A 12,058-nucleotide genomic window follows, 5' to 3' on the forward strand; every position below is an offset into this window, starting at 1 on the left:
GGCGGGGCGCGTCAGAGCGTCGTCAGGTTGCCATCGAAATCGACCAGCCGCACCGGGCCGGTGTCCAGCCGCCGGGCGGCGGCGGCGATGGCCGGGCGATCCATCAGCACAAAGGCCGTCGATGCCGCATCGGCCAGCGCGGCTGTTCCTGTCTCGACCGACACCGTGGACCAGCGCGGGCGCTGGCCTGCCGGGCCGATGATATGGCTCTGCCCGCCCGGAAAGACCAGCGCGCCGGGCGATGATGTCGCGATGGCCCGCCCCGCGCGCAGCGTCAGCCGCCCCAGAACCCCGGCGTCGGGATCGGCCAGTTCCAGCGCGAAATCGCCGCCAATGGCGCGGGTTTCGCCCAGATCGACCAGAATATCGCCAAGGCCGCGGTCCGCCAGCAGCGCGGCGGCGCGGTCGGTCGCGATCCCCTGGGCGATGCCGTTCAGCGTCACGGCCTGACCCTGCGCCAGCCGCAGGTCGCGCCCGTCGCGCACCAGCCCGCCAAGCGGCGTCAGGGGCCCGGGCGCCGCGCCACCGGCCAGCGCCTGCCACAGGACCTGGACCCCGGGGTCAAAGACGCCGCCGGTCGCGCCATGCACCCGCCGGGCCAGCGTCACGGCATCCAGCAGATCATCCGACGCGGTGACGCGGCCGTTGCGGTTCAGGCGCGTCACCTCGGAATCGCGGAACAGCGAAAACACCGCCTCGATGCGCCCGATCATGGCGCGCAGATCGGCCAGCACCCTGTCCGGCGCGGCGCCGCCCCGGATCACGATGCGCGCATCCGCGCCCAGCGCCTGGCCGCGCCATTCGGCCGCCGCCGCCTTCGCCGCCACCGTCGCCGCCGCCGGGCCGGCGACCAGCGCCCCGGCGGTGATCGTCAGAAAGCGCCTGCGCCCGATCATGCCGCCATCCTCCGGCCGCGCGCCTTCAGGATCAAGGGCACGCACTGGCCCGGGTCGTGATGGATCTTGACGCAGTCAAGGCACTGGAAACATTCGGAATAGCGGATTTCGCCCTTGGGCGCGATGGCGTCATATTTGCAGCGCACGCGGCACAGCTGGCAGGGGCTGCCGCAGGCCGCGCGGCGCGGGATCCAGCGGCGCAGGCGCAGCACCCCGCCGATCCGCATCAGGGCGCCAAGCGGGCAGATCGACCGGCAGAACCCCTTGAACCAGACCATCGACACCGCCAGCCAGCCGCCCGCCCACAGCACATAGGGCCAGGGGCGGTCGAAATGCATGGTGATGGCGGTCTTGAACGGCTCGATCTCGGCCACGGTTTCGGCGTGGTCGGGGGCGATAAAGGCGACCGCGATCAGACCGGCCAGCGCCACCGGCCCGGTCCACAGCAAGGCGCGGCCGAGGCTGCGCGGCGGTTCCCATTCCGGCAGCCCCAGCCGCCGCCCGGCGTGATGGGCGAATTCCTGCATCGCCCCAAAGGGGCACAGCCAGCCGCAGAACAGCCCGCGCCCCCACAGGACGAAACCAATGATCGCCGCCGCCCAGACCATCAGCGAGAACGGATCATAGAGCAGCACCGCCAGCCCGCCGCCCTGCGTCACCCCGCGGATCACCGCAAGCGGCGTGACGATCGACAATTGCCCCTGACCCCAGAACCCGACAAAGCCGATCACGGCCGCCAGAATTGTCAGCCGGATGGCGGTGAAACGCCGCTGCCGCGCCAGCCAGCTTTGCCGCATCAGCGCGGCGCCCAGCCCCAGCAGCCCCGCCGCCAGCAGGATCAGGTCCAGCCGCCGGTTGCGCAGCGCATCGACCCAGGGCGCGGTCTGCACCGGCGCGGCGGCCGCCAGAAAGAAGCGTTCCGGCAGGCCCATGGCCAGATCGAAATCGCGGATGCCGGTTTCGGGTTGGAACATGCCATGTTCGCGCTGCGCATGCAGCACCAGCGACCAGTCGCGGCTCGGGTCAAAGCCCAGTCGCCGGTCCAGCCGCACCACCATGATCGTCGCATCCTGCAACGCATCAGGCAGGTCCGGGTGCAGCTCGGCCAGGATATCGGCATCGCGCAGTGCCAGCGGCAGCCCGTCCTGCACCGCGCCGATCCGGTCGGGGGCGGTATTGCGGATGAAATCGGGGCCGACCAGCCCGTGCCGCCCGGCCTCGATCAGCAGGATCATCTCATCATCCGGGGCCAGCGTGGTAAGCCGCCGGACCTCGGCCAGGGTGGCGGGGGCAAGGACGGCGGCGGCAATCGCCGGCGGGCCGATATCGACGGCGAACAGGTCCAGATAGGCGCCGTCCGGGTCGGCCGCGGCATCCGGGTCGTCATCGGCCCATTGCGTGCCGGCAAAGGCGGCATCGGCATCGGCATTGCTGACCAGCAGGTGCCGCGCCAGCCCCTGCGCCAGCATCGCATTCCAGTCCAGCGCTTCGGCGTGATCGGGATCGGGGCGCGGCGGGGGGCCGGCGCTGATCCCCTTCATCTTTTCGCGCGCCACGGCTAGGGCGGAGGCGAGGATCGATTCATGCGCGATCCGGACGCTGGCCGTGGCCTTGGTGACGCCGTCGAGGTAGACCAGATCGCCCCCCGCCTGATCGCCATAGGGGCTGCCGACGACCAGCGCCTGATTGATCGAATGGCCGCGATATTGCGACAGGAACTGGCGCAGCGGTGCCTCGCCCAGACCGGACACGAAGATCGGCTCGTTATGGGCCAGCAGCCGCACGTCGATGAACGTGCCCTCAAGATCCAGCAGCACCAGCATGTTGATCGGCTGTCCGGAAAAGCCGGGCAGGGGCGCCAGCGGGCCGGTTTCAAACACATAGCCCGCATCGCCGCCGCCCGAATTCGTCAGCCCCCAGACGCCCTTGTCGTTCAACGGCTCGCCCAGCGCATAGGGCGCCGCGATCATGTCGCCAAGCGCCGCGCGCGTCAGCGGTTCGGCGTGCAGGGGGGCGGCCCAGAACAGGATCAGCAACATCAGCCAGCGCATGGGGGCAGACTAGCGCCGCCGCGCCGCTCATAAATGCGACCAAAGTCGACCGCGTGCCGGTCGGGGCGCGGTCCGGCGGCCGCGACCGCTAGCCCCGCATCAGCATCGCGCGAAAGCCGGACCAAGGGCCAAAAGCCCGTGGCCAGAAAGGGTTGCGCGCGCGGGAAGGCGTGAATGCTGTGCATAGGGATGGTGTTGTCGTGAACGAGTCGCAGTCAGATTTCTGGATTCTACCGCCCGGCAGGGTTGATGCCGAACCGGGGCAGGGCGCGCGCCCGGTTTCCGGCCCCCTGCCGATGGTGGCGGCTGCGCCGCAGACCCGGTTCGCGGTGACGCGGATCGACGCTGTCACCCCGCTCGACGATCAGCTTGGCATCGACCCGAAGCGCGGCTGGCCGGCGGCGCTCGACCCGTTTTTCGCGTCGGATCGCGGGCGGCATTGCTATGTGTTGCTCGATGCGGCCGAGGGTGACGGGCTGACCGAGCTGCTGGACGGCTCCGGGCTGGACCATGTCTGTCTGTATCAAGGCGCCGCCCTGTATGAGCTGGGCGAGGTCGCGCCCTGGCTGGTGCGGCTGGAGCCCGGCAGCAGCTTTGCCCGGATGCTGCTGACGCGCGGGCGGTCGCCGGCCAGCATGTGGGGGCGGTTTGGTGGCCTGTATCTGCGGACCGATGCCGGGCTGGGCGATCTGCGGGCCCATCTGCGGCGGCGGCTGCGGGTGCAGGACGCATCGGGCAAGGCCTATTATCTGCGCTTCTGGGACAGGCGGCTGATCGCGGAACTGGCTCGGTTGCAGGGCGATTCTGCCGATATCCTGCGGGCGCTGTTCGATGGCCGCGATCTGCGCATCGACGCGCTGGCCCGCGATCTGGGCGAGGGCAATTTCGCCATCATTGCACGCCAGAATGGCGGGGATGCCGGCANGGCGGCGCCGGCAGCAGCGGCCACCGCCAGCCGCGCGGATCTGACGCTGCCGGCGGTGCTGCGCGCGGTGCGGGCATCGGCGCAGACGACCTGTGTGCAGGTGGTCACCGACGGGCTGATGCGGTCGATCCCGCGGCATCTGCGGATGCTGGATGTCCGGCGCGCCGAGGTCGAACGGCTGGTCGTGCAGGTCGCGGCCGATGCGCGCGGCTTTGGCGTCACTGGGCGGGCAGCGATCGGCAAGCTGGCCGCCGCATCGGCCTTTCTGGGCTATCGGATGCTGTATGATCCGCGGCTGGCACGGCTTTGCGCGCCCTGGCTGCCGGTGCGCGCGCCGCTGTCGGATCTCGCGTCGGTCACCCGGATGATCGAGGGTATCGCCGAATGGCGTAACAAGCAGGGGCTGGTCGGCGATCTGGCGCAACAACTGGCTGCCATCGGCCAGACCGGGCCGGACCCGGCGCGCAGCGACGGCGGGGCGCAGGGGATTATGGCCGACTGTCGCGTAGCCCTTAAAAGGGCTCTGCCTCAATCTGTGTGGCGCACTATCCTGAGAACGGGAAGATTCAGGAGGGATATGTGGACTAATAATCAGATTTATGCATCGGGAACCGTTTGGCGCAGCTGCGGATTGGCATCGTTCATCACAGCGCCGACCTTTGCCATGCAGTACGTCATCTACGATCCACACCGCCGCGGCTTCTGGAAAAGTCCCACGAAGGTAGTGCCGACCCCGGACAAGGCAAAGGTATGGGGTCAGCTTTCAGCCGCTATCGCACAGGCATCAATTGCCAATCGCAGCCGCAATGTGCCGGATCACCAAGTGCCGAGCCTACACCATTGCGATCTGCCAAACTTCGTGGTTCGCGGGTATGACGACTATTGGATGTGTATGGAGACCCATAGTGCGCCTCCACATCACTTTCTGAGCTGAGGCTAGCGCAATGCCTCCCCCCTACCCTTCCCATCACACATGACTAATTCTACTGGATTTCAGATAATTCCCATCTGAGCGGCCCGTGCGACTGCACTGACGGAATTTGGTGCCCGGAGTTTGACTTGCGCCGTAGATAGTCGCTGTCTCAATGCCGACCGGCTGATGTTCAACGTCTCAGCGGCGTCATCTTGGTTGGCACCACCCTTGATCGAGGCCAAAGCGTCGATCTCGCCTTGGGTCAGCCCGATAGTTTTCCAATAGCTTGTGAAAAGGTTTGCCCACGCCTTCACGCGGCCCATGAGCAGTTCCATTTCTCCGTCAGTCAGCTCTCGGTCATTTCGGGCGATGGATAGGAATGACCGTTTGCCTTTCACCACTTCGACAAATGTAGCTCCGTAGACAAGACCATGGGTGGCTGCGTCAGCCATCACGCCTCGTAGATCGGGAAGGCTGGACTCCGACCAGCGGATCATTCCTGTGCGGGCCATGGTCCAAACGGTCATGGGATCGCCGAAAAAGTAGTTCTCCTGTTCGTACTTTTTTGTCCAGGCATCAGGATAGCGGTTGAGGCAGAAATCAGGTTTTCCAAATTTCAGGCCAAGGCCGAGGATGAAACCTCCGTTGCCGATCCGTTCGAGGACAGCAAGTTCATCTTCATGATTCGGGATCACGAGTTCAATCATTTCAAGCCTGTCAAGAAAAAAATGCGTTTTGCACTAATCAACTGACCAAAAGGACATGTTAGTGTCAATGGTTAATTTCCCGCCGTAAGTGATGTTCAAGCAAATCGGCGAAATGCCATGGGAGGGACAGATGACCGACTTAACCGCCAAGGTGCGCCCGAGGGGCGTGGTTATCTCCGCCGAGGCAAACTTCACCGTCGATATGGCCCAAAACCTGCTGTCGATGTTTGACCATATGCAGGAAGGCCAAGAGATCACCGTGAAGTTTTCGAACAAGGGCGTGTGGGCCGTCACACCCGAAGGCATCCGCCTATTCATCGGCTCAACGGAAGTTTTCGAGGTAGGTACCAATGGTCAAGATGCAGCCAAGCCGCATGTTCAGTGACGCATCACGCGACGGCTATCAGGTCGAGGTTATCCGTTGCCCGGAGGACCTGGACAGGTGGCACCTGGTCAACGAATACCTGAAGCTGCGTAAGCAGATTTTCGTAGATCGTTTGGAATGGCCGCTGTTCCATGCTGAAGATCTTGAGTTCGAACAGTACGACTCCTTCAATACGATCTATGTTGTTGCAACGTTGAACGGCCTTGTAGTCGGAGGGGCACGGCTTCGCCGTACTGACCAGATTAGCGGGACCGGACAAATCCAATATAGCTATATGATCCGCGACGCCTGCTTGGGCGTGCTGCCCGGTTTGCCGCAGGAGCTGTGCCACGCGATCCCGCCGATGAATGAGAAAGTCTGGGAGATTACCCGCATGGTAGTCACCGGGTCGCGCGACGTGTCCAGGATGATCCTTGCTAAGATCAACACGTTCTTGGGCGAGGAAGGCGCTGAGACGGTCCTGTTCCTTGGATCGCCCGCATTTCAGCGAATGGCAAACTCGCTGTCGTGGCCCGTCAAGCAACTGGGCCCCGTCGCCAGCAACTCCGAAGGATCGTTCCAAGTCTTTGAGTGCCCGGTGCGCGAACTGACCTAAACAATTCAACAATGTTAAACAAACAATTCATTTATTGTTGACGTCTGTTGAATGGTTTGGTACTCAGATGGTGATCTAGTTAAAACCAGCTAGTGCGAGCAACCCAACATAGTGCAGTAAGGCACCTGTCGATGAGCAGGAGCCACCAATGAGTCTAGTCATACCGCCAGTGATACTCAGCGAGGAAGTTACGCAAGTCGTAGACGAGGGCGGATCGGTAATCGTCATATGCCAAGAAAGCGTTTCCAAGAAGGGAACAGCGGTAGTTGGCAAGTGGATATACGAGGTCTTATCGGCCGACAAAAAATCCCGCCGGTTATTGGTCTATAAAGTCAGAAACAAACCAGAAACATCGCTCACTGTGTCGGGCGTTGCGTCAAAACTTATGCTCTGGGGTTTCCCCGGATTGATAATGCCAATGCAAAAGGGGCAGGCTTTTGAACTATTTAAAGATGGCCGCTATACGGCAGATTGGAGGTCCGACACTTAAGGCGAATGCGTCTCTTGGACAGGCCATTCTTCGTATGGCCTCAATTCCCTCTTTTAGCAGTACAGCCCCTAATGCCTGTCTGTTCCAGCCTGCGGCAAAAGAGACATTTTCCAAAGCGAGGACGGACCAGCACCGCCCTAATCGCGCCATTGGTGTCCTTGTATCGTCGATAATCCTCTCTCATGCTTTCAGCGCCTCTGCCGACGTGTTGGTTATAGGCGAGGGCGGCTTTGTAAACTATGACCAGGGCAACGGCCTCGTTGTCTTCGGTCAAAAGCCTTTGGAACCTGTTGCGGATGTTCCGGCTGAAAGCATGTCTTTCGTCGCCCCCCGCGTTCTCCTCCCACGGGCAGACATTCTTGATGCCATTCACCAGACTGGTTTTAAGTACGCTAGTGATCGGGCAGTAGCTCAAGCGGGATTGTCGGCAACCGAATGGGTTGCGTTGTTCCGCTCAAACATTCAAATTGAAAGTGCGTTCAATCCTAATGCCCGTTCTCATGTCGGGGCAATTGGGCTGGGCCAGCTCATGCCGGGAACTGCCGCAGATTTGGGCGTTGATCCCCACGATATACACCAGAATTTGGACGGATCGGCACGCTATCTATTAGCGATGCTCCGCCAATTCGGCTCCAGCGAACTTGCACTAGCTGCATATAACGCGGGTCCGGATGCAGTCGAACGGCATGGGGGTATCCCGCCGTATCGAGAAACACAGGGTCACGTGCGCAAAGTGATGGCTGTGTTTAACGAAACCCTCCCCTAATTAGGAGAAGCTAACTATGAACCGGAATTTAATCGCACTGGCTGCGGTTACGGCTGTGCTATGGTCGCAACCTGCCTTTGCTCAAGAGATTGATTTAAGTGCAGTCGATTCACTGCTCAACTCGATCCTCACTGCGCTTACCGGTGTGACAGGTCGAACTGTCATGACAATCGTTGCGGTATTCGTCCTTATCGGCGGCGCGTTCAATTTCATTGATTGGGGGCGTGTTTTCACCCTGCTCCTTATCATCGTCGTGATCGGCGTTGTTCCGACTGTGATTCAGTCGATCTGGGGCGGCACCGCATAATGATGGAACGGACCCCCTTTTATATTGCGCTGACGCAATCTTCAAAGCTGTTCGGATTACCCTATGGCTTCGCGTTACCTTTTATGGGGGGGACCGTTCTCCCGCTAATTTGGTCTGTGAGCGTATTCACAATCGTTTGGTGCATTCTTGTTTACGGGCTTTGCCGTTGGGCAGCGGAGAAGGATGAAAAAGTGGTCGATGTTCTTTTGATCGGATCGCGTGTCGTTCCGGGAACCAGAACCCGCAAGATGTTCGGGGGTGACAGCTATGGCGCTTGATCTATCTGCGATTGCCGCAAATATCGTTGCCCAACGAAACCTGATTAAAAATGGCTTCATGCACGTCCCCTACGTGACGTTGGTGAATGACCATACGGTTCGTCTCCGCGACAACTCGTTTATGACCTGCATTCGTGTCGAGGGGCTGAATGCAGCTACGACACCGGATAAAGATCTGGACAGCATGAAGCGGGCCTTCGCCGGTGTCCTGGCGCAAATGGGCCCGAATTTCACGGTTTATACTCACAAAATTAGCCGTAAGGTTGATCTGACCGAGGGTCTTGAACCCCTCAAGGGCAATGATTTTTCCTCTGCTGTAGACAAGCGGTGGCGGGATGGTCTGGCGTCTAGCGAGCTGCGCGATAGCAGGCTTACCATTTCGATTGTCCGGACAGGTCGTCTCAAGAAAACGGCTGGCCTGTTTAGCCGTGCCAGCAGCCTTATCGAAGGTGCTGGCGATGCAAAAGATTTGGAGCTTCTTGAAGAAGTATGCCGGTTCATGCGGTCGGCTATCGGCGGCAACGCGACCCGTATTCTGACTGCCTCGTCCGGGGAACTGCTTGGCTTCCTGGGGTCGGTCCAGACTGCGGATGAACGCCCCATCTATCCAAGCGGCGCACTGACAGTCGTTGCCGACGATGTGCTGTCTGATCGTGTCACGTTCACCAAAGACGGCTTCGAGCTGACCGATGGTTCTTTGGGTGATCGGTATGGACAAATCCGTGCGCTTAAAACCTATCCGCCTCAATCATGGGTCACGATCTTCGATGATTTCGCACTGCCGTGCGATTACGTCATCAGCCAAAGCTTCTCGCCTATGGGTAACAATGCTGCGGCAGACCTGATCGAGCGCAAGCGGCGGATCATGTCGTCTACGGCAGACGTTCGGGCCAATGCCAGTGAAGCCCTCGGCGCATTGCATGAAAGCGTCTTGGTTCAGGACGTCTCTTTAGGTCATCATCAGCTATCAATTTCCATCGTGGATCGCAGCGAGGCGCGCGTTCGCGAAGTAATGTCCGAACTGGAAGGCGTTGCAACCAATGCGGGGGCAAGGCTGGTCAAGGATAGCTTTGTCAAACGCGCCCACTATTTCGCTCAGTTTCCGGGAAACATGGTGGCTCGGTCCCGGCTGAACGTCATCACAAATGTTCATTTTGCCGACTACTCGTCCCTTCATCGGACGCCGCTCGGAAAAACCGGCGATGTGCTTCCGTGGAAAACACCCGTAGCCGTCTTTCCGACTGCGCATGGGTCGTCCTATAGGTTCAGCTTCCATCGGCGCGGATCGGGCCAAGGTGAGCCGCCTGCAGGTCATACGCTCGTCCTGGGGGAAACCGGCTCCGGTAAAACCGTTCTGGCATCCTTCCTCTTGTCGCAAGCGCAACGCGCCGACACGCGGATTTTTGTTTTCGATTATCGCCACGGCCTTGAAATGGTCACGCGGGCGATGGGGGGCAGATATTCGACCATCGAAAGCGGTATGCCGACTGGCCTGAACCCGCTGTGGGTCGAAACTGACGAAGAAGGAACGGCATGGCTGACTGATTGGCTGGCTAATATCCTGTCGCCGAATGAAGAACTGTCGTCCCTTCAAACCCGCGCAATCCTCGAAAACGTCCGCCGCAATGCTGCCGCCGCCCCTTCGTTGCGGAAATGGGACATTTTCGCAAAGCAGTTTGCCTCCACTGATGATGACGGGCACGTGCAAGCCCGCGTTGCGGAATGGGCAAAGGGTGGCCGGTTCGGTTGGGTGTTCGGTGAAACCCTTGAGGATACATTTTCGCTGGATGGGAATGTCGTCGGCTTCGATCTCACGCAGATCTTGGATGCGCAGTCTGACCGTGAGCGTACCGCTGTCCTGAGCTATATCTTCCGCAGGATCGAACGCCAGATGCGCGACCGTACTCGCACAATCGTTCTCATTGATGAAGCGTGGAAGGCAATCGACAACCCCTATTTTGCAACGGTGATCGAGGGGTGGCTTGCCACGCTTCGCAAGCAGAATGCGGTTGTCGTCATGCTGACTCAGAACGCATCGCAGTTGGCGCGTTCTAAGGTCGGTGATCGCGTCTTCTCATTCTTCCCAACGCAAATTCTGTTTCCTGATGGGAAGTCTTCTTACGAGGATTATCAGGCTTTGCGGCTCAATGCTGCTGAGCTGGATATTGTCACATCGCGTTCCGCCGGGCGTAATTTCCTGCTCCGCGATGATGAAAACTCGGTCGTCCTCGATGCCGACCTGTCGTCCCTTGGCGACTACCTTCACATCCTCGGCGGTGGCTCGGCCGGACTTTCGGTAGCAGGCCCAGACTTCCGTGAAACCCCTGATTTTTGGAGAAAAGCGAAATGATGAAATCCGTGTTTTTGGTCGTCGGTATTCTGACTATCGCTGGCTGCACTTCGACGCAGGAGCGTGAAGCGCGGTGCAAGTGCTTCACAAGCAGCGGTGCCCCTAGCGGAAGGTGCGACTTTCAACCGCTGCCTGGGCAAACGGCGGTGTTCTCTTTTGCTGCCACGTCGCCGGATGCAGCAACCAACGCCCAAACGCGGGCGATGGCTGAAGGTATCAAAGAGGAGCTGTGCGGTGACCAGGCGCATTAAATCCCCTGCATGCGGGATCGGTGCGGCAATCGTAGCTGTCCTGCTTGGATCGTCCGCCATGGCTCAGGGTGTCCCTGTTGTCGATGGGCAGAGCTTTGCAGAGCGCCTGCGCGGGTATCTTCATCTTGAACATGATGAAGATACCCAAGTCGAAAAAGCGACTAACCGCGCTGAAATTCGGGACTTCGAAAATCAGCAGCTCGAAAGCCTCGACCGCATGATTGAGGCGTTTAGCTCGGTGTCCACTTTCCAGACCACGTTCATGGGCGGGAACTCGGACATGGCAGGTGTTGAAGAAGTCTATGGACCTCTTGCGAACCCTGCGGGCCGCTTTGTTTTTGGTGATGCGCGAGAGAACATTGAAGAAATCATCATTCGCGGATCGCAGGATACCTACAACCTCCCCGGTGTTGCCGCTGCGGGTCTAACCCCCCTGCAATGGCGGTGTCTGATGCAAGCCCTGATATGGCAGGAAAGCCGTTTTCAGGTAGGTGCAAGATCGCCTGCCGCTGCTTTCGGACTGACCCAAATCATCCCCGGCACTGCCCGCGATTTGGGTATCTATCCTGCCTATTACGACGATCCGTACATTCAGGTCGTTGGTGGGGGTCGGTATCTTGCGGCGCAGCTCCAACGCTTCGATGGCAATATCATCTTCGCATTGGGTGCCTACAACGCTGGCCCAGGACGGATCGAAGAATACGGAGGCGTCCCGCCTTTCGCAGAGACACAGCACTATGTTCAAGTGATCCCTGAAAAATATAATAGCTACTTGCGCACTATTGGCGGTGTCGAGGCTCAAGGCACAATTGATCCCGCTCTATATGCGGTTTCTGGCGCAAGTCTCATGTCTGCCGGGTCTTTGCATCATGCAGAGTATTCGATGAACAACGCGCAGATGGCGCTAATCCGCATTCGCAATCTCGTTGCGCAAATCAGAAACACGACCGACCCAAAAGACGCCTACGATTTGAATACGATGATGCGGGCTGAACTTACCCTAATTCTCAATGCACGGATCGAAAACAAAGCTGCTCGAACGCAATCCGAATATGCCCAACAGGCATCGCGCCTCGCTCAGCAAAGAGAAGCCATGTCCTTCTTTGATTTCACCCAACCTGACCTCTGATTGGATAGCGTGATG

At 60.0% G+C, this 12,058-nt stretch carries 11 protein-coding genes; 8 read left to right on the forward strand and 3 right to left on the reverse strand.

Features of this window, described 5'->3' with window-relative positions; genetic code table 11:
• Window positions 1–11 precede the first annotated feature (11 nt).
• Both GBO37_RS19690 and GBO37_RS19695 read right to left on the reverse strand, forming a co-directional pair.
• Entirely contained in the window at window positions 12–896 is an 885-nt protein-coding gene (locus tag GBO37_RS19690; RefSeq protein WP_252930554.1) for an FAD:protein FMN transferase, read from the reverse strand.
• Window positions 893–2,947 (reverse strand): 4Fe-4S binding protein, encoded by a 2,055-nt coding sequence (locus GBO37_RS19695; RefSeq protein WP_252930555.1) that lies wholly within the window; start codon window positions 2,945–2,947, stop codon window positions 893–895. The genes GBO37_RS19690 and GBO37_RS19695 overlap by 4 nt, the downstream gene beginning before the upstream one ends.
• Before the next feature lie 200 nt (window positions 2,948–3,147).
• Here GBO37_RS19695 and GBO37_RS19700 point away from each other — a divergent pair, with 200 nt between their 5' ends.
• Window positions 3,148–4,806, forward strand: coding sequence for a DUF4123 domain-containing protein (locus GBO37_RS19700; protein WP_252930556.1), 1,659 nt, complete (start codon window positions 3,148–3,150; stop codon window positions 4,804–4,806).
• Between the two features lie 59 nt (window positions 4,807–4,865).
• Here the strand turns inward: GBO37_RS19700 and GBO37_RS19705 are convergent, their stop codons facing one another.
• A complete protein-coding gene (locus GBO37_RS19705; RefSeq protein WP_052714978.1) occupies window positions 4,866–5,492 on the reverse strand; it encodes an autoinducer binding domain-containing protein in 627 nt (208 codons plus the stop codon).
• A gap of 130 nt (window positions 5,493–5,622) precedes the next feature.
• On the opposite strand from GBO37_RS19705, the gene GBO37_RS19710 reads away from it, so the two are divergent.
• From GBO37_RS19710 to GBO37_RS21750, 7 genes are all read left to right on the forward strand, one after another.
• Window positions 5,623–5,877: a hypothetical protein gene (locus GBO37_RS19710; RefSeq protein ID WP_148923758.1), complete on the forward strand. Its 255-nt coding sequence runs from the start codon at window positions 5,623–5,625 to the stop codon at window positions 5,875–5,877.
• A complete protein-coding gene (locus GBO37_RS19715) occupies window positions 5,843–6,472 on the forward strand; it encodes an acyl-homoserine-lactone synthase (protein WP_084697704.1) in 630 nt (209 codons plus the stop codon). The genes GBO37_RS19710 and GBO37_RS19715 overlap by 35 nt, the downstream gene beginning before the upstream one ends.
• 437 nt (window positions 6,473–6,909) lie before the next feature.
• Complete coding sequence (locus GBO37_RS21740) at window positions 6,910–7,728, forward strand: lytic transglycosylase domain-containing protein (protein WP_371927649.1); 819 nt, start codon at window positions 6,910–6,912, stop codon at window positions 7,726–7,728.
• A gap of 16 nt (window positions 7,729–7,744) precedes the next feature.
• A complete protein-coding gene (locus GBO37_RS19725; protein ID WP_084697705.1) occupies window positions 7,745–8,035 on the forward strand; it encodes a TrbC/VirB2 family protein in 291 nt (96 codons plus the stop codon).
• 2 nt (window positions 8,036–8,037) lie between these two features.
• Window positions 8,038–8,313, forward strand: a complete 276-nt coding sequence (locus GBO37_RS21745) for a VirB3 family type IV secretion system protein (protein ID WP_371927651.1) — start codon at window positions 8,038–8,040, stop codon at window positions 8,311–8,313.
• Window positions 8,303–10,663: a helicase HerA domain-containing protein gene (locus GBO37_RS19730; RefSeq protein ID WP_052714980.1), complete on the forward strand. Its 2,361-nt coding sequence runs from the start codon at window positions 8,303–8,305 to the stop codon at window positions 10,661–10,663. Before GBO37_RS21745 ends, GBO37_RS19730 begins: the two co-directional genes overlap by 11 nt.
• A gap of 234 nt (window positions 10,664–10,897) precedes the next feature.
• Window positions 10,898–12,043 carry a lytic transglycosylase domain-containing protein gene (locus GBO37_RS21750; RefSeq protein WP_052714981.1) on the forward strand — a complete coding sequence of 382 codons (1,146 nt, stop codon included), beginning with the start codon at window positions 10,898–10,900 and terminating at the stop codon, window positions 12,041–12,043.
• Window positions 12,044–12,058: the final 15 nt, after the last annotated feature.

Source organism: Paracoccus sp. 08 (assembly GCF_024105395.1).
Taxonomy (GTDB): Bacteria; Pseudomonadota; Alphaproteobacteria; order Rhodobacterales; family Rhodobacteraceae; genus Paracoccus; species Paracoccus marcusii.